The organism is Methylonatrum kenyense, assembly GCF_023195885.1.
Classification (GTDB): Bacteria; Pseudomonadota; Gammaproteobacteria; order Nitrococcales; family Aquisalimonadaceae; genus Methylonatrum; species Methylonatrum kenyense.
Window position 1 is genome coordinate 144,080 of record NZ_JALPKO010000001.1, and the last position, 21,289, is coordinate 165,368.

At 63.9% G+C, this 21,289-nt stretch carries 21 protein-coding genes and 1 tRNA gene; 8 read left to right on the forward strand and 14 right to left on the reverse strand.

Annotated features, from left to right (window positions below):
- Positions 1 to 9: 9 nt before the first annotated feature.
- The 6 genes from M0534_RS00725 to prmB all read right to left on the reverse strand — a co-directional run bounded on the left by M0534_RS00725 (position 10) and on the right by prmB (position 8,443).
- Complete coding sequence (locus M0534_RS00725; RefSeq protein WP_248566490.1) at positions 10 to 2,652, reverse strand: FimV/HubP family polar landmark protein; 2,643 nt, start codon at positions 2,650 to 2,652, stop codon at positions 10 to 12.
- 271 nt (positions 2,653 to 2,923) lie between these two features.
- On the reverse strand, positions 2,924 to 4,033 hold the full coding sequence (asd, locus tag M0534_RS00730) for an aspartate-semialdehyde dehydrogenase (RefSeq protein ID WP_248566491.1): 1,110 nt from the start codon (positions 4,031 to 4,033) through the stop codon (positions 2,924 to 2,926).
- A gap of 31 nt (positions 4,034 to 4,064) precedes the next feature.
- Positions 4,065 to 5,147 carry a 3-isopropylmalate dehydrogenase gene (leuB, locus tag M0534_RS00735; protein WP_248566492.1) on the reverse strand — a complete coding sequence of 361 codons (1,083 nt, stop codon included), beginning with the start codon at positions 5,145 to 5,147 and terminating at the stop codon, positions 4,065 to 4,067.
- Positions 5,148 to 5,215: 68 nt separating this feature from the next.
- Positions 5,216 to 6,385 carry an MFS transporter gene (locus tag M0534_RS00740; protein WP_248566493.1) on the reverse strand — a complete coding sequence of 390 codons (1,170 nt, stop codon included), beginning with the start codon at positions 6,383 to 6,385 and terminating at the stop codon, positions 5,216 to 5,218.
- A gap of 38 nt (positions 6,386 to 6,423) precedes the next feature.
- The gene (aroC, locus tag M0534_RS00745) at positions 6,424 to 7,518 is read right to left on the reverse strand and encodes a chorismate synthase (RefSeq protein ID WP_248566494.1); all 1,095 of its coding nucleotides are present in this window, start codon (positions 7,516 to 7,518) and stop codon (positions 6,424 to 6,426) included.
- A 19-nt stretch (positions 7,519 to 7,537) separates the two neighbouring features.
- Positions 7,538 to 8,443, reverse strand: coding sequence for a 50S ribosomal protein L3 N(5)-glutamine methyltransferase (prmB, locus tag M0534_RS00750; protein WP_248566495.1), 906 nt, complete (start codon positions 8,441 to 8,443; stop codon positions 7,538 to 7,540).
- A 185-nt stretch (positions 8,444 to 8,628) separates the two neighbouring features.
- Here prmB and M0534_RS00755 point away from each other — a divergent pair, with 185 nt between their 5' ends.
- Positions 8,629 to 9,270, forward strand: a complete 642-nt coding sequence (locus M0534_RS00755) for an SCO family protein (protein ID WP_248566496.1) — start codon at positions 8,629 to 8,631, stop codon at positions 9,268 to 9,270.
- 2 nt (positions 9,271 to 9,272) lie between these two features.
- Entirely contained in the window at positions 9,273 to 10,175 is a 903-nt protein-coding gene (asd, locus tag M0534_RS00760; RefSeq protein WP_428348180.1) for an archaetidylserine decarboxylase, read from the forward strand.
- Between the two features lie 333 nt (positions 10,176 to 10,508).
- On the opposite strand, the gene M0534_RS00765 is transcribed toward asd (M0534_RS00760), so the two are convergent.
- The gene (locus M0534_RS00765) at positions 10,509 to 10,973 is read right to left on the reverse strand and encodes a GlcG/HbpS family heme-binding protein (protein WP_248566497.1); all 465 of its coding nucleotides are present in this window, start codon (positions 10,971 to 10,973) and stop codon (positions 10,509 to 10,511) included.
- 98 nt (positions 10,974 to 11,071) lie between these two features.
- Here M0534_RS00765 and M0534_RS00770 point away from each other — a divergent pair, with 98 nt between their 5' ends.
- From M0534_RS00770 to M0534_RS00780, 3 genes are all read left to right on the forward strand, one after another.
- A complete protein-coding gene (locus M0534_RS00770) occupies positions 11,072 to 13,060 on the forward strand; it encodes an ATP-dependent helicase (RefSeq protein WP_248566498.1) in 1,989 nt (662 codons plus the stop codon).
- Between the two features lie 23 nt (positions 13,061 to 13,083).
- Positions 13,084 to 13,473 carry a DoxX family protein gene (locus M0534_RS00775; protein ID WP_428348181.1) on the forward strand — a complete coding sequence of 130 codons (390 nt, stop codon included), beginning with the start codon at positions 13,084 to 13,086 and terminating at the stop codon, positions 13,471 to 13,473.
- Between the two features lie 243 nt (positions 13,474 to 13,716).
- Entirely contained in the window at positions 13,717 to 13,920 is a 204-nt protein-coding gene (locus M0534_RS00780) for a cold-shock protein (protein WP_248566500.1), read from the forward strand.
- A 64-nt stretch (positions 13,921 to 13,984) separates the two neighbouring features.
- Here M0534_RS00780 and M0534_RS00785 read toward each other — a convergent pair whose 3' ends face one another.
- The 7 genes from M0534_RS00785 to M0534_RS00815 all read right to left on the reverse strand — a co-directional run bounded on the left by M0534_RS00785 (position 13,985) and on the right by M0534_RS00815 (position 19,743).
- Complete coding sequence (locus M0534_RS00785; RefSeq protein WP_248566501.1) at positions 13,985 to 14,515, reverse strand: hypothetical protein; 531 nt, start codon at positions 14,513 to 14,515, stop codon at positions 13,985 to 13,987.
- On the reverse strand, positions 14,515 to 15,414 hold the full coding sequence (locus M0534_RS00790) for a TraB/GumN family protein (protein WP_248566502.1): 900 nt from the start codon (positions 15,412 to 15,414) through the stop codon (positions 14,515 to 14,517). The genes M0534_RS00785 and M0534_RS00790 overlap by 1 nt, the downstream gene beginning before the upstream one ends.
- Positions 15,415 to 15,425: 11 nt before the next feature.
- Entirely contained in the window at positions 15,426 to 16,046 is a 621-nt protein-coding gene (locus M0534_RS00795) for a hypothetical protein (protein WP_248566503.1), read from the reverse strand.
- A gap of 33 nt (positions 16,047 to 16,079) precedes the next feature.
- A complete protein-coding gene (locus tag M0534_RS00800; protein ID WP_248566504.1) occupies positions 16,080 to 16,688 on the reverse strand; it encodes a bactofilin family protein in 609 nt (202 codons plus the stop codon).
- A gap of 146 nt (positions 16,689 to 16,834) precedes the next feature.
- Complete coding sequence (glgC, locus tag M0534_RS00805; protein WP_248566505.1) at positions 16,835 to 18,115, reverse strand: glucose-1-phosphate adenylyltransferase; 1,281 nt, start codon at positions 18,113 to 18,115, stop codon at positions 16,835 to 16,837.
- A 312-nt stretch (positions 18,116 to 18,427) separates the two neighbouring features.
- Positions 18,428 to 19,054 carry a TIGR04282 family arsenosugar biosynthesis glycosyltransferase gene (locus M0534_RS00810; RefSeq protein ID WP_248566506.1) on the reverse strand — a complete coding sequence of 209 codons (627 nt, stop codon included), beginning with the start codon at positions 19,052 to 19,054 and terminating at the stop codon, positions 18,428 to 18,430.
- Positions 19,055 to 19,056: 2 nt separating this feature from the next.
- Positions 19,057 to 19,743 carry a TIGR04283 family arsenosugar biosynthesis glycosyltransferase gene (locus M0534_RS00815; RefSeq protein ID WP_248566507.1) on the reverse strand — a complete coding sequence of 229 codons (687 nt, stop codon included), beginning with the start codon at positions 19,741 to 19,743 and terminating at the stop codon, positions 19,057 to 19,059.
- A 98-nt stretch (positions 19,744 to 19,841) separates the two neighbouring features.
- Between M0534_RS00815 and M0534_RS00820 the strand changes: the two genes are divergently transcribed.
- The 3 genes from M0534_RS00820 (at position 19,842) to M0534_RS00830 (ending at position 21,074) form a co-directional block, all read left to right on the forward strand.
- Positions 19,842 to 19,917 (forward strand) — tRNA-Ala (locus tag M0534_RS00820).
- 351 nt (positions 19,918 to 20,268) lie between these two features.
- Positions 20,269 to 20,805: a hypothetical protein gene (locus tag M0534_RS00825; protein ID WP_248566508.1), complete on the forward strand. Its 537-nt coding sequence runs from the start codon at positions 20,269 to 20,271 to the stop codon at positions 20,803 to 20,805.
- A gap of 95 nt (positions 20,806 to 20,900) precedes the next feature.
- Positions 20,901 to 21,074 (forward strand): hypothetical protein, encoded by a 174-nt coding sequence (locus M0534_RS00830; RefSeq protein ID WP_248566509.1) that lies wholly within the window; start codon positions 20,901 to 20,903, stop codon positions 21,072 to 21,074.
- Positions 21,075 to 21,289 lie beyond the last annotated feature (215 nt).

A 21,289-nucleotide genomic window follows, 5' to 3' on the forward strand; every position in this document is an offset into this window, starting at 1 on the left:
CGACTCGAATCACGATTCGCCGGATGCCTGCTCCATCAGCTCACGTGCACGCGCCTTCTGCTCCTCGCTTCCTTCCTCGAGCACTTCCTCCAGCAGGGCGCGGGCGCCGTCCGGATCACCCATCTCGATGTAGGCATTGGCCAGATCCAGCTTGGTCCCGCTCTCGTCGACAAGACTCTCGTCATCATCCCCTGGCAGCGGTTCCGGGTTCTCTTCGGGCGTCACGCCCGGAGCGGGCCGCGACGGCTCCGATTCGAAGCCACCCTCGTCCATCGGCAACAGATCGTCGGACTCCGAATCCTCGGCAACGTCGGCGTCATCGACGGCGAAATCCAGGCCGTTGTCATCGAACTCGTCGCGCTCTTCGTCGCCTGCAGAGGGTTCGTCACCGGCAGCCGTCTCCTCGGCCTCAAGATCGAAATCCAGTGACCAGTCCTCGTCCTGCGTATCGGTCTTGTCCGCGGCGGCAACCGCCTCGGATTCCGTCGGCTCGTCGGTCTTGACCTCGTCGTCAGCGCCGGGCACGCCGTCATCGAGGGCGCGTTCAACCTCGGCATCCAGGTCGAAATCCAGATCGCCCAGCAGTTCCTGGCCTTCGTCCGGCGCGGGATCGGGCTGCAATGGCTGCGGCTCGGCATCCTCGGGCGCGGCGGCCTCGGGTGCTGCCGGGGCGGCATCATCCGCCACGTCCTCCGAATTCTCGTCGGCGCGCGGATAGGCCGAGGCAGCGAACAGTGCATGAGCGGACCCGAGCCCCAATGCCAGCGACTTGACCTCCTGCCAGATCGGATTACGTTCATCCTGCAGTTGCCGATGCAGGGTTTCGGCCTCAGCCTCGAATGCCGGCAGGTCCTGCTCCTGGGCATGCAGCCGCAGCAAGCGCAGGCGCAACACCTGATTCGCGGGCTCCAGTATCAGGCCGCGGTTGATCACTTCACGCGCCGTCGTCCGATCCCCGTCCGCCAGCGCGGCGTCGGCCGCTTCCAGCGGCGAACGCGTCACCAGCGCCTCGTCCGCGGCAAAGGCATCGGCACCCTTGCCGGCGGCATTGGCACCGACCACGGCAGAAGACGGCAACGGGCTGTGAATCCGCTCGTATTCCGCCTCTTCCAGTTCATGTTGTTGCCGTCGCCGACGGATCATCAGCAGGACCAGCAGCAACAACAGCAGCAGCGCACCGCCACCCATGTACTGCAGGCGCGGATCGGCCAGCATGGCTTCAAGGGAGGTTTGCTCCGGCTGCGCCAGAGGATCATCGGCGGCAGTTGCCGGCGCGGCCTCGACGCCGTCGTCGGCGGCTGCAGCAGGCTCATCGTCGGCCAGCGCCACGGCCTCGTCATCGGACTCCCCGGCGGTGGCCGCCTGATCCGTCTCGGCATCGGCCACATCCCCGGCCTCGGCCGCGGTCTCGTCGTCGGCAAGCGCCGCTGCGTCTTCCAGCGGCGCCGGGTCATCCGGGCTTGCCATACCCGGATCGGCCTGCAGGTTCACCGCGCGTTCCAGGGCATCCAGGCGGGCGCGCATCTCATCGGTCATCTGCCGCAATTCTTCGTTCTCCGCGCGCAATGCGGCTTCCGAGTCGCGCATGGCAATCAACTGATCCTGCAACAACCGCACATTGTCGCGCGTTGCCTCGAGATCATCCTCAAGCAGGGCCTGGGCAGCATCATCTCCGGCCAGGTCGGCGGCGCCGCGAAGTTGCAGCCGCGCGTCGGGCTCGTCCTCCGCCTCGGACGCGGCAACGGCCTCCTCGTCGGTCACCTCTTCGTCGTCGGCCGCGGGTTCGTCATCATCGTCGTCAGCGGCGGCAACGTCCGGTTCAGCGGCCTCATCCTCGTCGTCACGCACCGGCTCATCGGTTTCGGCCACCGCCGGCGGCTCCTCCGGCGTCGGCTGCCGCGCGGCTTCCCAGGCCTCGGTCTGCTGCGCAAACTGCCGCCGCGCTTCGCCCTCGGACAGGGATGCCAGCTGCTCCCGGTCGGGCACCTGCAAGGTCACGCCGGCACGCAGATTGTTGACATTGCCACCAGCGAAGGCGTCCGGGTTCGCTTCCAGCAGCGCCATCATTGTCTGATGCACGGAAAAGTCCGGATCACGGACCGCGTTGGCCACCTGCCAGGCGGTCTGCCCCTGGCGCACCTGGTAGGTATTCGGCGGAGCGCGCCGCGGCTCCGGATCTGCGGGCCGCTGCGGCCGGGCATCCGGCGCCGAGGGCTCAGCCCGGCTCGGTGCGTCCGCAGGCGCATCGCGACGCTCGCTGTAGACCGGCGGATCGAGAAACAGAGTGTACTCGCGGCGGAGCCGACCGCCGGACCAACGCACATCGGCAAGGAAGGCGATAAACGGCTCACGCACGGGGTCGCTGGTCCTGACCCGGATGTAAGGTGCGCCGGAACCCTCAGTGACCACCTCGAAACGCATCTCGGAGAGTGCATAGGGGCGGTCCAGGCCGGCATCGCGGAAGGCCTCTTCCGAGGCCAGCTCGGCACGCAGCGACTCGAGTTCCGTCGCCTCGGCACGCACCGGGATCCGGGCATCCAAGGGCTCGTTGAGTGCCGAACGCACCTCGATGGACCCGAGGCCCAGCGCACTGGCAACGGAAGGAAAAACGAAAACGAGCGTGACAAACCCGAGAAGCAGTCGCTGCGCCATCAGTATTCCTTTTGTGTCAACGAATCCGGCGTGGGCCACAAGTCGATCAATGCTGGAGTGAGGTTCGAAAGGCTGAACGGACGCGACCATACTGGCGTTCGGCCCGCCACCGGACACAGTGTGGGACATGCGGCTCCCCGTCGCCACCAGCAAACACCCTGTCTGTTGTCACTTTAGGGCGTACCATGACGACCGTCTGTGACTGATTCGGCAGACTGTTGGTCCGGTTGCTGCCCTTCACCGGGGTCGGCCCAGCCCCGGGACCGCCGGGCTACGCCCCCTGCAGGATCCGCAGCATACGGCGCAGGGGTTCCGCGGCCCCCCACAACAACTGATCGCCGACCGTGAATGCCGACAGGTACTCCGGACCCATGGCCAGCTTGCGCAGGCGCCCGACCGGAATATCCAGCGTACCGCTGACACCCGCTGGCGTCAGCGCCTGAAGGCTGGCTTCCTTCTCGTTGTCGATCACCCGGACCCAGTCATTGGCGCTGGCCAGTGCGGCATGCACCTCATCCAGTGGCACGTCACCGGTGAGTTTGATGGTCAGTGCCTGGGCATGGGAACGCATTGCACCGACCCGCACACAGATGCCGTCGATGGGAATGGGATTGTGGCTGCGGCCGAGTATCTTGTTGCTCTCGACTCCGGCCTTCCATTCCTCCTTGCTCTGGCCGCTTTCCAGCTTCTTGTCGATCCAGGGCAGCAGGCTGCCGGCCAGCGGATGACCGAATTTCTCGCTGGGGAACGCATCGCTGCGCAAGGCGGTGGTAACGGCCCGATCCAGTTCGAGAATCGAAGCGGACGGATCCATCAGGCCGCCGGAGGCCTCATGGATGTACCCCATCTGCGCCACCAGTTCACGCATATTCTGCGCACCGGCGCCGGAGGCCGCCTGGTAGGTCATCGGACTGATCCACTCGACCAGGCCCTGACGGAACAGACCGCCAACGGCGAGCAGCATCAGGCTGACCGTGCAGTTGCCGCCGACGTAGGTCCTGATGCCCGCGTTCAAGCCGTCGTCGATCACATCGCGGTTCACCGGATCGAGCACGATGATGCTGTCGTCGGCCATGCGCAGCGTCGAGGCGGCATCAATCCAGTAACCGTCCCAGCCAGTGGCGCGCAGTTTCTCGTAGACCGCACCGGTGTAGTCACCACCCTGGCAGGTGAGGACCACGTCCATGGCCTGCAACGCCTCGATGTCGTTGGCGTCCTGCAGGGTTCCTGCGCCACCACCCACATCGGGGCCCGGCTGACCGGCCTGCGAGGTGGAGAAGAACACCGGATCGATGTCGCGGAAATCATCCTCCTCGCGCATGCGCTGCATCAGCACCGAACCGACCATGCCGCGCCAACCGACAATTCCGACCTTTTTCATGTGTCGTCTCCTCAGGGAAATCTGGGTTATCTCAAGCCGCCCGCAGCGCTGCCACGACGGCATCGCCCATCTCGACGGTGCCCACGCGCCGCGTATCGGGCGTGTGAATATCGGCGGTTCGCAAACATTGATCGAGTACCGCGCCCACCGCCGCCTGCACGCGGTCCGCCAGGGCTGGCTCGCCCAGTGAATGCCGCAGCATCATCGCCACCGACAGGATGGTGGCGAGCGGGTTGGCAACACCCTGTCCGGCAATATCGGGCGCCGAACCATGAATCGGCTCGTACATGCCTCTGCCATTCCGGTCCAACGATGCCGAGGGCAGCATGCCGATGGAGCCGGTCAGCATCGCGGCGCAATCGGACAGGATATCGCCGAACATGTTCTCGGTAACCAGCACATCGAACTGCTTCGGCGCCCGGACCAGTTGCATGGCCGCGTTATCAACATACATGTGGCTGAGCTCCACATCCGGATACTCGCCGGCCAGGCGGGTCATGATCTCACGCCACAGCTCGGTGACCTCCAGTACGTTGGCCTTGTCCACCGAACACAGGCGCTTGTCGCGCCGGCGCGCTGTCTCGAAGGCCAGGCGGCCGATGCGCTCGATCTCCGATTCCGTGTACGCCAGCGTGTTGTAGCCCTGGCGTTCTCCGTTATCCAGCGTGCGGATGCCCCGTGGCTCGCCAAAATACAGGCCGCCGGTAAGCTCCCGCACGATCATGATATCCAGCCCGGACACCACTTCCGGCTTCAATGCCGAGGCCTCTGCCAGTTGCGGATACAGGATGGCGGGCCGCAGGTTGCCGAACAGGGCCATCTCCGAGCGAATGGCCAGCAAGCCGCGTTCCGGCCGCAATGGCCGGTCCAGCGCGTCATAAGCCGGCCCGCCGACCGCGCCGAGCAACACAGCGTCGGATTCCAGCGCCGTTCGCAGGGTTTCGTCCGGCAGTGGTTTGCCGCAGGCGTCATAGGCGGCGCCGCCGATCAGGCCATGCGCGAGTTCGGCGTCCAGGCCGTGATCCTGGCGCAGGCAATCCAGCACCTTGACCGCCTCGGCGACGATTTCCGGGCCGATGCCGTCACCCGGCAGCACGAGGATTTTCTTGCTCATACAACCATCCCGATTTTTTAATTTACGCGGCATCCGGCGCAGCCGGCCAAATGGCTCAGGGCGCCCGATTATACGGATGCAGTCGCGCTTGTCTCCTCACGGCGCAAGGCCCAATGGGCGCACAACAGCGACAACACCGCCGTGAGCGCCGCCAGATAAAAGGTCATGCTGCCGCCCACGCGGTCCCAGAGCAGGCCGGCACCGAGGCTGCCCACCGCCACACCGGCGCCGAAGGTGATGCTGCTGTACAGCGCCTGCCCGCGACCCTGGTTGCGGCCGACGAAAAAGCGATTGACCAGATGAATCCCCACCGCGTGATACACACCGAAGGATGCCGCATGCAGGCACTGGGCGAACAACAGCACCGACAGATTGGCCGGCATGGCGCCGATCAGGATCCAGCGCAACACCGTTAACACCACCGCCAGCAGGAACAGTAACCGTGGCCCGAAGCGCGGCAGCAGACGGTGCATCAGCAGGAACAGGCCAATCTCGGCAACCACACCCACGGCCCACAGCAGACCGATCATGCTGCTGCGGTAGCCATGCCCTTCCAGGTAGATGCTGAAGAAGGCGTAGTACGGACCGTGGCTTGCCTGGAGCAGGAAGCAGGCGAGCAGGAAACCCGACACCTCGGGCCGAAACAGGACCCGCAGGATCGGCTCGGCTGCGCGGCTGTGGTGCCGCTGTGGTGCCTCGGGCGAGACCTGCGCGGCGGCATACAGACCGAGGAAAGCGAGCAGGATCAGCCAGGGCAGGATCTCGACGCCATGGCGATCGATCAATTCCCCGAAGGCAAGCACCGCGATGATGAACCCGACCGACCCCCAGAGGCGGATACGACCATAGGTGTGAGCTGCCGAGCCCAGATGGTTCATCGTGTTGGCCTCGAACTGGGGCAGGGCCGCATTCCAGAAAAAACTGAACACGGTCATCACCAGGGCCAGCCACCAGAACTGACTGCCCAGCAGCACCCCGGCGAAACTCAGCAGTGCGACGAAGGCGCCGAGCCGCACCACCCACATGCGATGTCCGCTGCGGTCGGCAATCCAGCCCCAGATGTTCGGCGCAATGATCTTGGTGCCATGCAGAATTGCGATCAGCAGGCCGATTTCCAGCGAGCTGAAGCCCTGGGCCTTGAGGTACGGCCCCCAGTACGGCGCCAGCCCCCCAAGCACGGCGAAAAAGCACAGGTAGAAGGCGGACAGGCGCCAGTAGGGAAGCGGCATGCCGCGCATGGGATCTCCCGGCAGAGCTGTGGGCGAAGACTGGCGGCTCAACCGCCAGGAATCAGCGGCGCGCTGACACTGACGTCGGCATTCTGTGCCCGATGCCGGAGCGCATGGTCCATCAGCACCAGGGCCAGCATGGCCTCGGCAACCGGCACAGCGCGGATACCGACACAGGGATCATGGCGCCCCTTGGTGACGATCTCCACAGGCTCGCCCGTGGTCGACACCGAACGCCCTGGAGTGACGATGCTGGAGGTGGCCTTCAGGGCGATACTGACCCGCACCGGCTGCCCCGTGCTGATGCCGCCGAGCACCCCGCCGGCGTTATTGCTGAGAAAGCCCTCTGGCGTCAACTCGTCGCGATGCTCGCTGCCGCGCTGGGTGACCGCCTCGAATCCGGCGCCAAGCTCCACGCCCTTGACCGCGTTGATGCTCATCATCGCGTGGGCAATGTCCGCGTCCAGGCGATCAAACACCGGCTCGCCCCATCCCGGCGGGCAGCCTTCGGCAACCACATCCACCCGCGCGCCGGCCGAATCCAGATCGCGCCGCAGCTGGGTCATGTACGCCTCGAGTTCCGGCACGCGCTCCGGATCGGCACAGAAAAAGGGGTTCTGTTCGACCGCGTCCCAGTCGCGCAGGGCGAGCGGGATCGGGCCAAGCTGGCTGAGATAGCCGCGGATTCGGACGCCGTACCGCTGCGCCAGGTACTTGCGCGCCACGCCGCCGGCGGCGACCCGCATCGCCGTCTCCCGTGCCGAGGAACGACCGCCGCCTCGGTAATCACGAAAGCCGTATTTGTGATCGTAGGTGTAATCCGCGTGTCCGGGCCGGTACTGCTGGCTGATCGCACCGTAATCGCGTGACCGTTGATCGGTATTCTCGATCAGCAGTCCGATCGGCGTGCCGGTGGTCCGCCCTTCGAACACCCCGGAAAGGATGCGCACCGCATCCGGCTCCTTGCGCTGTGTGGTGAACTTCGACGAACCGGGACGCCGCCGGTCCAGATCCCGCTGCAGGTCGCTCTCGTCGAGCTCCAGGCCCGGCGGGCAACCATCAACCACGGCGCCCAGCGCCGGGCCGTGACTCTCACCGAAGGTGGTCACCGTAAACAGCTTGCCAAAGGTATTGCCGGACATGCCTGATTGTCTCTCCCGATCAGATGGTGCCGAGCTGCTCGGCGGTTAGCAGAAAAACGCCGTGCCCGCCGCGCTCGAAGTCCAGCCACAGAAACGGAACCTGCGGATAGGCCTCGGCCAGCGCCCACTCACTGTTGCCCACTTCGCAGACCAGAATACCGTTTTCGCTCAAATGGGCGGCAGCGCCGGCCAGAATCCGGTGCACCACGACCAGACCGTCGTCGCCGGCAGCCAGGGCCCGGCGCGGTTCATGCCGATACTCCGGCGGCAGCGCGGCCATGTCCTCGGCATCGACATAGGGCGGATTGCTGACAATCAGATCGAAGCGGGCATCCGCCGGCACCGCGTCGAAAACATCGGATTGCAGCAACTGCACCTGCCCGGTCAATCCGTGGCGCGCCAGATTGTGCTCGGCCAGCGCCAGGGCATCCGTCGACACGTCCGTCGCCAGCACCGCGGCCTCGGGGAACGCCAGTGCACAGGCGGCGGCAATGCAGCCGCTGCCGGTACCGATCTCCAGGACCCGATCGACCGCGACCGCATCGAGCCACGGCGAGAAACCGGTTTCGATCAGCTCCGCGATCGGTGATCGCGGAATCAGCACACGGCGATCGACGTGAAATGGCAGGCCGGCGAACCAGGCCTCGCCGGTGATGTAGGGCAAGGGCAATCGCGTCTCGATCCGCCGCGAAACACGCTCCAGGATCAGGCGTTGCTCGCCATCGGTAATCCGCGCGTCCCAATACAGGTCGGGGATCTGCGCCGGCAGATGCAGACTGTGACTCACCAGCGCCGCCGCTTCGTCCAGCGCATTTTCGGTGCCGTGGCCGAAAACCAGTCCGGCCTCGGTAAACCGGCTCGCCGCCCATCGCACGTGGTCTCGAACCGTACGCAGGGTGATTTCAGCAGACTGGACTTCGAGCATATTACGCCGCCAACACTCGACCCGGGGGACAGGCGCGCAAGCATACAGCAAAGCGCCCGCTGCCCGCGCGCCGGCCGGGGCGGGAATCCCCCGTCCGGGCCGTTGTCTACCTGTTGCGAGATCCCCGCACAGGGCGATCCGGAGAGTTTTTCCCGACCCCAGTCTGTGACAGAATCCGGGCCACTATGAAAACCAGTTCAAACGCCCCGCTCCTTATCGTTGCCGCCCTGGCCGGCGTTCTCGCCCTGGCCGGCGGCATGTTCGCGGCCAGTCAGCTGTTCGCGCCGACAAGCCTCGACACCGAGGAAATGACGGCGACATACCTGGACGGTGGCCGAGAGATCACGGACTTTTCGCTGGTCGCGCACGACGGCCAGCCGTTCGACCGGGACGCCTTTCATGGTCAGTGGAACCTGGTCTTCTTCGGTTTCACCAACTGCCCCGACATCTGCCCGACGACGATGATCGACCTCGCCCGGGTGCAGGACGGGGTGAATGGCGGACCGGGCTTGAGGACACTTTTCATCACCGTCGATCCCGAGCGCGATACCAAGGAGCGGCTGGCCTCCTACGTGCCGGCGTTTCACGACAGCTTCACCGGCATCACCGGTGACCTGGAACAGATCGACCGGCTTGCCCGTGATCTCGGCATTGTCCACGTGCGGCACAATGAAAACGGCGAACAGGACTACATGGTCGATCACGGCTCGGCGGTGCTGCTGATCAATCCCGAAGGACGGCTGCAGGCCATCTTCCAGGCGCCCCATCGCGCCGCCGACATGACCCGGGATCTGCAGGCCATCCTCGACCATCACGCCGGACGCTAGGCATGACGCAGGCGCCGTTCCGCTTCGGCCTTGAAGGCCGTGCCCGGCCAATGGACTGGCTGAAAAGCCTGCCGCTGTACCTGTTGCCGCAGCATGCCATTTCCCGGACGACGCACCGCTTCACGCGTATCGAGAATCCGCGGATCCGTATCCCGTTCACCAACTGGTTCATCCGACGGTTCGGCGTGGCCATGGACGAGGCCCTGGAGCCTGACCCAGGCGCCTACACCCATTTCAATGCCTTTTTCACGCGTGCACTGAGGCCCGGTGCCCGCCCGCTTCCCAGTGATCCGCAAACCCTCTGCTGTCCCGCCGACGGGGCGATCAGTGCCTTTGGCCGGCTCGCTGGGGATCGCGTACTGCAGGCGAAGGGCCACGACTACTCCCTGTCCGCACTGCTTGGCGGCGACCCGGCTCGTGCCAGGCCGTTCCGGGACGGCTGCTTCATGACCGTGTACCTGTCACCACGGGACTATCACCGGGTCCATATGCCCGCCGACGGCCGTCTGCTGGAAACGGTCCATGTACCCGGCAGGCTGTTCAGTGTCGGCCGCCACACGGTGCGCACGATACCCAGGCTTTTCGCCCGGAACGAACGTCTGGTCTGCCTGTTCGAGACGGTATTCGGGCCGATGGCGGTGGTCCTGGTCGGCGCGATCAATGTCGGCAGCATCGAGACCGTCTGGGCCGGCGAGGTCACACCGCCGGCGGCAAGCCGGGTAACGGTGCGCAGCTTTGAACGCGAGGCCCCGCGCTTGCTGCGCGGCCAGGAGATGGGGCGATTCAATATGGGATCGACGGTGATCCTGATCCTGCCGCCGGGCATCGCGAGGCTGAACGAAGGGCTGGAGGTGGATCAGCAGGTCAGGGTCGGCCAGGCCATCGGCTACCAGGGAATGGAGTAGCGCCCGGCGGCAAATGACGACCCGGAGCCGCGACCCCGGGCCGTTAAGGAAACGCTGATTTATTCGCACGCCTGCGTTGGAGTCCGCATTTTTTCCGAGGCAAGGCGGGCTGCGCAGTGCCGCAGTCATTCTGCGGTCAAGCAGCGCAACACAGCATTCGGGAAAAATGCGGCCCAAGTCGAAGACCCCGGCCGGTTTTGGCCCCTGGCGGCGTTGCGCTACCGGTCCGGTAGCTTCGGCTACCGAACCGGCACCGCGCCTTGCCAGATGACCAAAACCGGTCTCGGGCGCAGACGCGGGAATAAATCAGTGTTTCCTTAAGTGGCATGCATATCAGCCGGCAGCATCCAGCCCGGCCCGCAACCCCGCGGTTTCGATGCCGGCGCAGGCACAGGCTGCATCCTGGTCCGAGGCATCACCGCTGACACCCACCGCGCCGATCATGCGGCTTTGGTCGTCCAGCACCAGCACGCCGCCCGGGACAGGCACGAAGGTTCCGCCGGAAGCAACGGCAACGGCCGCCAGAAACGCATCGCGGCCCTCGTTCCGCGCGCCGATCGTGCCGCTGTCGATACCAATGCCGAGGGCCGCGCGGGCCTTGCCGAGCGCCACTTCCGGCCGCATCAGACCGGCGCCATCGGCACGCTCCAGCGCCACAAGGTGACCGCCGGCGTCGAGCACGGCCACGGTCAGCGGTTGCAGCTCTCGGGCCTCACCCTCGGCGAGGGTGGCGGCGATGATTTGGCGTGCCGTGGCGAGAGGCAGGGTCACGGCAGCGTGAAAGACATCTGCGGGCATGGAAGGCTCCCTGTTTGGGCGGAATGGCCGTCCATGGAAGCAGAACGCGGCGGGCGTGGCCAGCCATCAGGGAACGGAAATTTTCGACGGAGGCACGCTTGCACCGGATTCTCTCGCTCGACCCGGATCAGAAACTGGTCGTGGCCCACAGCCAGGGACCGGCGGCCGTGCTCGCCGGGGCCGGATCGGGCAAGACCCGATGCACCACCGAGCGCGCCCTGCGCCGCCTGGCCGAAGATCGGCTGCCACCCGCCTCCATGGTCCTGCTGACGTTCACCAACCGGGCCGCCGCGGAAATGCGTGATCGCCTGCAACAGGGCTTGCCGGCCGGTGCGGAGCTGCCGTTCATCGGCACCTTCCACGCCTTCGGCCGGCAGCTGTTGCGCCAGCACGGTTCGCGGATCGGCATTCCGGCGCGGACCACGCAGATGGACGGAGAGGATAGCCGGCGGATGCTCGACACCCTGCTCGCGGGCGTGCTCACCGATCGGCGACGGCGGCAGGCGGCCATCGCCGTGCATGAGGCCTGCACGGCGCGCGGCCTGGACATTGCCGCTGAGGGCGATCTCCGGGCCTTCCATGATGCCCTGTCCGCGGCCGACTTCGGCCCGGTGGCGATTGCGCGCTGCCTGCAGCGATTCCGCCGTTTCGAGACGCAGAAACGGGAGTCCGGGCTGCTCGATTACAGCGACCTGATCCTGCTCTGCAGCCGGCTGCTGGATGCCTGCCCGGAGCTGGCCGCCGAACTGCGTGACGGCTACCGCGACATCACCGTGGACGAGGCCCAGGACACGGATGGGGCGCAATTCCGGCTGCTGCAGCGGATCGCTCCACCCTGCCGCAGTATCTTGCTGGTCGGCGACGACGACCAGGCCATCTACGAGTGGCGGCATGCCCGCCCGGATAACCTCAAGGACTTCATCGCCCAGTACCGGGCGCAAGTCTATCGCCTGGAACGCAATTACCGCTCGCGACCGGATATCGTCGACAGTGCTGCGAGGCTGGTCGCCCACAACAGCAATCGCCTCGAGAAAACGCCCCGCCCGGTGCGTTCGGCCAACGACAAGCCCTCGCTGCACCTCCACCTGTACACCGATACGCCTGCCTTGGCCGGGGGCATCGCGGCGTGCATCCAGCGCAGCCTCGACCGCGGTCTGGCGCCGGACCACATTGCCGTGCTGTACCGCAAGAAACGCATGGTGCGGGACCTGGAATCGGCCTTGCTGGAGCACGGCATTCCGTTCGAGGTCCGTGGCAGCCTGGATCTGCTCGGCCATGCCGACGTGCGCATGATGCTTGCCGCGGCCCGCCTGGCGGCAAACCCCCGTGACGGCGGTGCCCTGATCCGGCTTGCCGAACTGATACCCGGCCTCGGCAGCCGCGGCGTCGGACGATTGCTGGCGCAGACCGGCTCGGACCCACTGGCAGCCGCCGCGGACCTCAGGCCGGACACCGCCACGGCGGCACTGGAACTGCATCGGGCGGTGGAGCGCCTGCGGCGGCTTGGTCCGAAGGCGCTGGCGCGCTGGTGTCGGGAGACGCCATTGTTCAGCCAGTGGCTGCAACGGCGCCGCCGCGAACCACCACCGGGGTCACGAAAGTACCCCCGGCTGCAGGCCGTCCAGCGTATTCTGGACAAGCGCCTCGGTGCCGGCGATGCCGCACGGCAGTGGCAGCAGGCGCTCGACGCCCTGGCGGCAACAGGTTCGGACGACCAGGGCAATGGTGTCGTATTGAGCACCATCCATGCAGCCAAGGGGCTGGAGTGGCCGGAAGTCCACCTGGCCGGATTCACCGAGGGACTGATGCCGCTGGAGCGCGACGGCCGGGTGCAGAACGCCGCCGAGGAACGACGCCTGGGCTATGTGGCGATAACCCGCGCACGGGAATGCCTGCTGTTGCATCATGCCGACCTGATCACGCTGGACGGCGGTCCGCAGAGCAGACCAACCTCACCCTACTTGCAGGAACTCGGTACCAGCCCCCGGCAACAGGATCACCGGATCAAGGCAGCAGCCGGCGATGCCAGGCCGAAGACGGGAAACGATTGGCTGGCAGTGATGCGCGAGCAATTATCAAAAACCTGAACAGGGGAACAAGGAGAACGACCATGCTGATGAACGACGCGCTGGGAAAATTCATTCTGCGACAGACGCTGGGCATTCTGATGCTGTTCCATGGCGTGCATAAACTCTTTCACGGCATCGACGGCATCAAGGGCCTGGTGGTGAATCACGGCCTGCCGGAACTCTTCGCATACGGCGTCTACATTGGCGAAGTGGTGGCACCAGTGCTCATCATTCTGGGCTTTTACGCCCGCATCGGCGCACTGTTGATCGTGATCAACATGCTGGTGGCAATAGCGCTGGCCCATCCGCATGAACTGTTTATGCTGACCCAGCACGGCGGTTGGCAGCTGGAACTGCAGGGCTTTTTCCTGTTCACGGCGGTCACGCTTTTCTTCACCGGGCCGGGTGCTTTCAGCGTTAATCGACGCTAGTCGCATCACCTAAAATCGCCGCAGGCAGGCGCCAAACCCGGGGCCTGCCTGCGGTAAATCACAAAAACTTCATGCCGGGCATTGGCGGAATGCGGAGATTGGGTATACATTTCCCCTTAGCAGTGTCAGCCCTGTCGCAAGATCCGGTAGTCTTCCCGCGTTGGTAGTCACTCCAGGACGTTGTTGTTCAGTAAGACCTGCTAAATCGTTAATAGAGACAATTTCCGAAGGAGCAGACTCCAAATGATGACCGGTACCGTGAAGTGGTTCGATGAGAGCAAGGGCTTTGGCTTCATCTCTCCGGAAGACGGCGGCAAGGACGTGTTCGTGCATTTCTCCGCCATTCAGGGCGACGGTTTCCGCACCCTGGCCGAAGGCCAGCGCGTGCAGTTCGAAACCCAGACCACGCCGAAAGGCCTGGCTGCCGCGAACGTCTCCGCCATCTGATCCGGACCAACATTCGCACAAAAAACCCCGCCTAGGCGGGGTTTTCTTTGAACGGACAATCGAATCAGAGCTCAACACCCTCCTCGCCCCGGCGGAACTCGACGGTCATGTCCGCCCGGGGATAATCGCCGTCACTGTCGCGATGGCCAATCCAGATATTGAAACTCCCCGGACTGACGTCATCCAGCACGAGACTGAGCTGGCTGCGCGCGCCAGAGGCCGCCAGCGAAGAGCAGACCCACTCGCGCTCGCTGGAATAGACCACGATCAACAGCGGTTCCCTGGTCGCCAGCCGGATAACAAGATCCCTGAGCTCCTCGGTCCGCAGATTGAGGTCGAGATCCGGCTGCGCCTGCTCGACATAGCCCTGACAGTCTTCGCCAGCCGCCTCCGGCATGGCCATGCCGCCGCCAGCGCGGACCGGGAGCATCGCCAGCCAGTCGCTCTCGTCGGCATGCGCATTCAGCGTGCCGTAGAGCGGCGCCCCCTGCCAATCGGGATAGGCCTCCGCCTGCGCCAGCGGCGCCACCAACACGCCGGCGACCAGTACCAGCGCAAGCATGGCCTTGGGCCAGGACCTGCTCGTGGAATCCATCAGCCTCCCCTTTCGCGAACGCGCTCCGGCGCATGTCCTGCGCGGCGCAAACCGTCAAGCACACTGTCCTCGCCCACCAGATGCAGGGCACCCACCGCAATGAAGTAGGTCCCCGGCTCGGCCAGCATGGCTTCAAGCTGCGGCAACCAGTTGCGGTGCCGATCGACGATCAGTGCCTGATAGAGATCCGGGTAATCGCTGTAGGTTTCGAGCAGATAGCGTTCCTGCGCGGCCACATCGCCCGCCGACCAGGCCTCCAGGGTCTGCCGGGTGATCGTCTCCAGATCATCCATTTCCCGCGCGGTCTGCATCAGCAGGGCGATCTGGGTCTGCTCGGACAGATTGGCCAGCACACCGAGCTGCTCGCGGAATTTCTCCAGCTCCCGGACCTCCATGTCTTCGCCCGCCTGCCGCAGCAGGTAGGACTCGACACCCTGATCGGGACGCATTCCAAGCTGATGCAGGGAACTCAGTGTCAACGTCATGCCTGCGAGCCAGGGCTGCATGCCCTCCAGCAGCACCGGCTGCAGGCCCACCTGCTCGACGGCAGCGCGCACCTCGGCCCAGCGTTCGGGGCCGACAATCGCCGACAACCGACGGCCATCGGTATTGAGCCCGCGCTGGAACATCAACTGCTGGATCTCAGCCTGATTCAGGTTGCTCAGGTTCATTTCCAGCACCAGCACGTCGCTGGCCTCGAAGGCACGCTCGATGACCGGCGCCAGCGGCGCGTGTCCCTCCGGCAGAAGATGCATGGTGCCGAAGAGATAAAGCGTGGAATCCCCGCTGTCCACCCGCCATAGCGCGGGATGCTCCTGCTCGTCGGCGGCAAGGATGCCACTGACGCCAAGGCACAGGATCAGAAGGATGAACCATCGGAACGTTGACGAAACAGCCATGAGCAGGGCCCTCAAAGGCGGAACAGATACTCCTGCATGCCGTTGCCAAGCAGCACGGCACGCTCCATCTGCAGCCCGCCAAGGCGTTTCTGCAGTTCAGCGGGCGCGTGCCGGGGCGCCGGTCGGCGGCTTCCCGAACGCACGCTCGCATAACGAACGGCACCGTCCCGATCAAGGAACAGCGGATGCATCGGGTCCGGCATATCGCTGGCGCTGTACTCGGTGATGGCATGGATCAGGCCACCGGAGGCGAGCAAATGCCTCAGGCGCCGCCCCAGGGCTTCCAGGACCGGGGTCTCCAGGTAATCAAGTAGCTGCCAACACAGCACCAGGTCCGCATTGCCGAACACACTGGCCGGAAGCAATTCGTCGATGACCGCGTCCAGCGAAACCGGCTCCTGCCTGGCGTCCAGGCGCATCAGATCGTCCAGCACGTCACCTATGCAGTACCGGCATCGAAACCCGGACAGTAAGTCCAGGCTGCCCGGCTGAGCACCACCGAGATCAAGGATCACCCGCCGCTCGCCGGCCTCCAGGCTATCAATGGTCGCCTGCAGCAGGCGCGCCGGGAAGGCTTCCGTATCCCGCGTACCTCCCGGGGCCCGCCCCCGCTCCCGCTCAGCTACCGTCATTGCCCGGGTGTCTGACGTAGGAATGCCACCGGATCAGGCGCCGCCTTTGCCACCCGCAGCTTCGGCCGTCGGCTTGGCCTGCGAGCCGGAACCTGTGGTCTTGGTTTCGGCGGGCGCGGCAGCACCGCCACCACTTGCCGACGTTTCGGCCGCCGATGCCTGTTTGGCCTTGTTCATCGCCGACTCGACTGACTTGCTGTCCATCTCGATGGCGCCCTTGAAGCGGGCACCCTCTTCCAGCGCGACCCGCGGCGCCATCAGGTTGCCGCGAATTTCGGCGGACTTCCGGATCACGATGCGATCGGCACCGTAAAGGTCGCCGTCCACCGAGCCCTCGACGTACACCGTGTGGGCGTAGACCTCGGCCTTCAGACGCCCCTTGGGCCCGATGGTCAGGCTGTTCTCCGGCAGGTGGACCCGTCCGCTGATCTGGCCCTCGATGACGAGGTCTTCACCGCCACGCAGCGTGCCCTCGATATGAATGGATGGGCCAATCACCGCGGCCCCCCGGCCCCCGGTTGCCTGACTGCTGCCCTGCGCTGCCGGTGTTGCGGTCGTTTCCCGATCCTGCATCTTGACGTCCTCCTGGCTGGTGGCCGGCTTGCCGCCGTCCCCACGTTTCCCCAAATCGAACATGGACATGCCTCTCTCCTCCAACACCCTGGCCGAGCCGTATTCCGCGGCCCGGCAGTGGCACGAATCGTTGTACGGGCAGCAGTTCCAGCGCGCCCGGGACTTTAGAGAAACACTGAACTCCAACGCGGGCGTGCGAATGGATCAGTGTTTCCCTAGCGAACGTGATCAACCTCCTGGCCAAGCATTTCCGGGGTGACCAGCACGACACCTCCCGGAGAGACGTAGAAGCGGCTGCGATCCTGTTCCACATCGTAGCCAATGACGGTGCCGTTCGGGATCCGACAGCCTTCGTCGATCACCGCGCGCCGGATGCGACTGCCCTGGCCCACGGTGACCGCCGGCAGCACCACCGAATCTTCCACCACCGACTGCGGCTGCACCTGCACCTGCGAAAAAAGCAGGCTGTGGCGCACCAGCGAGCCGGAGATGATGTCGCCCCCCGAGACCATGGAATCCAATGCCATGCCGGGCAGGTCCTCGTCGTTCAACTGCACATTGATGAACTTTGCCGGCGGCAACTGTGCCTGGTAGGTCCAGATCGGCCAGAGTTCATCATAGATGTTCAGTTCCGGCCGGGCGCCAATCAACTCCTGATTGGCTTCGTAAAACGCATCCACGGTCCCCACATCCCGCCAGTAGGGTTGTTCGCCACTCTGCGGATCGCGAAACGGATAGGCAACGACTTTCGCCTCGTGAATCGCCCGCGGAATGACATCGCGGCCGAAATCACGGTCCGAATCGGGGTCTTCTGCATCCTGGCGCAGCGCCCGGAACAGGTAGTCACGATTGAAAACATAGATGCCCATGGATACCAGCGCATTGCTGGAATCCCCCGGGATCGGATCCGGATTCTCCGGCTTCTCGGTAAATTCCAGCACCTGCCCATGCTCATCGACGCTCATCACACCGAAGGCCCGGGCCCGCTCCAGCGGCGTTTCGACACAGCCCACAGTCATCTCGGCCCCGGACTCCACGTGCCGGGCGATCATCGTGCCGTAGTCCATCTTGTAGACGTGATCACCGGCCAGCACCAGGACATAGCGGGGATCATGGGCGGTGATGATGTCAATGCTCTGGTACACCGCGTCGGCGGTGCCCGCATACCACAGCGGCTGATCCAGTCGCTGCTGGGCTGGCACCAGTTCGACGAACTCGCCGAATTCGCCGCGCAGGAAGCCCCAGCCTCGCTGTACATGCTGGATCAGGGAGTGCGCCTTGTATTGGGTCAGGACCTGGATTCGGCGAATGCCGGAATTGATGCAGTTGGAGAGCGGAAAATCGATCAGACGAAACTTGCCGCCGAAGGGCACCGCCGGTTTTGTCCGCCAGTCGGTGAGATTGACCAACCGCCCGCCTCGGCCACCAGCAAGAATCATGGCCAGCGTGTCCCTGGTCAGGCGGCTGACGAAACGGGGATTGCTCTCGAGAAACATGCGTCTGCCTTGTTGTTAGGAAAACACCGATCCGTTCCCGCGCCTGCGCCGGGGTCCGCAGCGTCCCCGAGGCAAGGCGCGCCCTGCGGCACCGCCGTGATCCCGCGGTCAGGCAGCGCGACACGAGTGAATCAGCGTTTCCCTGTGCTCCGACGCGGGCCTGGCTACTCTCGCAGCCGGCCGACAACCGGCTTCTGGCCGGTCCCCGGGAAAACTTCCGACAAGCCCGTCGATGGACGTGGAACCGACAGGATCTTGAAGACACTGCACCGTTTGCGGGCAGCATACTGGCGAGCGCCGCCCATGCCAATCTCAGCACCGACCAGATATACGCCGCCAGGGCCGAATACCCTGCCGCCGCAGCAGACGGTGCAGGTCCGCCAGGGTATCCACGTCCCAGGCGTTGCCAAGTTCCTGCAAGCAACCGCCACCCCGGGACACCCGCTGGCGGGTGCAGCGAAGGACCATGGACGTCCCCCAGGGCATCCTGCGGAAGGCGCGTACCGGCGGCTGGTCGGCCGCGACCAGCACATAGCCGCCGTCCTCGGCCGGCACCACCAGCAGGTCCTCCTGTGCCAGCGCCCCGGTGGCGGCCGTAGTCATGGTTTCGGCGGAAACGGCGGGGCAATCGGCGCCAATCACAACTACTCGACCGGGTTGCCGCAGCGCCTGCAACATGCGCTGCCCCAGGTCACCAGGTGGTTGCCGGCGCAGCGGCACGCCGTGCCGCCGGCAAAGCCCGCGCAGCCAGGGATGATCAGGATGCGGCGTGACCCACAATTCGACCGGAAACCCGGTTGCGAGGGCATTGCGGAGGGTTGCCTCCAGCAGGCGTCGATACCAGAAGCAGGCCGCGCGCCGGCCAAGCCGCGCGGCGAGGCGGGACTTGACCCGCCCGACCACCGGGCTGCGGCCGAACACAACGATTCGGCACTGCACGCTCACCTTGGCCCTTGCCGGTACAGGCGCGCCAGTTCCTGCGGATTGTCACCCCGCCAGAACCGATAGCGCAGTTGCCACATCTGAAGCACCGTCGGCAGCACACCGAATCGTTCCCAACGCCGGGCCGAGGTGCGCACCCGAACGGCAGAACAGTAAGGGCGGCCCTGGCGCCGCAGCGCACCGCTCAGGGCCACATCCTCCATTAACGGAATCAGCGGGAAACCGCCGACAGCTTCGAAGGCATCGCGCCGCACGAACAGTGCCTGGTCACCGGTCGCAATCCCGGTCAGGCGACTGCGCTGGTTCATGCACCACTCGATGATTCGAAACGCCGCGCCCGGCGCATCCAGACGAACATCGAAACGTCCCCAGGTCGCTCCGCCGGCCATGGCACGGACCACGGAATCTGCCGCGTTCACCGGCACCAGCGTGTCGGCATGCAGAAACCAGAATGCCTCACCCGAGGCCAGCGCCGCGCCTGCGTTCATCTGCGCGGCGCGGCCCCGCTCGGCTGTCAGCACACGATCCACCAAGGAGAAGGCCAGCCCGGTGGAACCATCAGTGCTGCCACCATCGACAAGGATCACCTCATGTCCGGCCTCACGCATTCCCTGCAGCGGTGCAAGTACCAACGGCAAGGCCTCCGCTTCGTTCAGACAGGGTATTATCACCGACAATCCTGGCATGTATTCGGCCACATCCTCATTGTCGCTGCCGACAGCGGCAGCGGATCTTGGTCAAGCCCAAGTTTGGTGATACGCTTCGCGCGCTGGCAAGTCTGCACGGGGCCGTAGCTCAGTTGGGAGAGCGCGTCGTTCGCAATGACGAGGTCAGGGGTTCGATTCCCCTCGGCTCCACCACTTTAGAAAGTAAGTTATTGTTTTTGAACAGTTTTTTACTTTCTGAACCTCTATACCCCACAACTGAACCATCAACCCCTAAATGGTGGGGAATCAAGGACGCCGGTCACCTGACCGCCGCCTGAACCCTCAAACCAGCCAAATCTCAGAAACGCCCTCCAATCGTTCATAACCGCCACATCAGTGGTAGTGCATAGGCTGGACTATGATCGTCCAGCAGACAGCCTCACAGTCAGCCACCCCCCAGCACCCCCCAGCGGCCAGCGGAAGGCGCGTGACACAACCTCTCCAAAATACAGAAACAAAATCCTGCTAGGCTTGTGTCAAACCTGTGTCTCGGAGTCAACGAACATGAAGAATACGATTCTTTCCTTAATCGCACTATTTCTCGTCGGATGCGCCACCCCCGGTTCAAACGGAATTGAAACCACAGGAGAAGGCGACGATTTCGAGGATGAAATTCGTATTTCTTCTTACCAATTCTCAAGAAATTACTTAGGTATTGTTTATGCTGAAAATGCTCATCCGTTTTTTCGAGCATATGTGACGAAAGACGACAGAAACATTAGGGACTTACAATTATATGTGAGAACTAACAACTACGATTGGATGTATTGGGACGAAGTTCGCTACCGGAAAAATGGCGAATTACACAGAATCAACATGTCCAATGTTTCTAGGGATGTCGATTGTAGCAGTTACATCTGCCAAAATGCAGAGGACATTGTCGGAAGCATTCCTTTAGAACTACTGGAATATATTGCTCAAAAAGAAGGGGATTATGAAATCCGAATCACTTCCAGCCGAAGCAGTGGGCATATTGATGCCACTATTCCAACAGATGAAGCACGAGACTTTCTAGCTGCGTTAAACGATGTGCGAAACTGACGTTTCCCACTTCATGCTAGTCAGCACCCCTAGGGAGAACTCGCTAACTTACGACCTGTCGAAATACCTAACAATTGCCAGACACAGGAGGGATTATGATGGATTCTGAAACAGCCGCCTTGATGATCGCGGCGGTGAAGCGGGGAGAGCTGGGAGAGGAAATCCCACGCTACAAAATCTGCAAAAATGCCCCACCAAACCTATTCCGAGAGATCAGAAAACGCACCACCCTGAAACGCTCTGCTACGAAACAATCTGAAACATTCTGAATAGGGGGGTCGCAAATTTTACAAACGAAAAACTATAATTAAATCAATGGCTTATTAAATAATCACTTAACAACTTGGGCCTAAGGCCCTATAGATGGCGGATGCCGAAGCCTCGAATCGAAGCCCCCAAGGTTAAGAATAATATTAAATATTCATTGAGTTAATTAAGTAGAACTTCGGTATACTATTGAGGTCTACTCCATAGCGTGACGCTA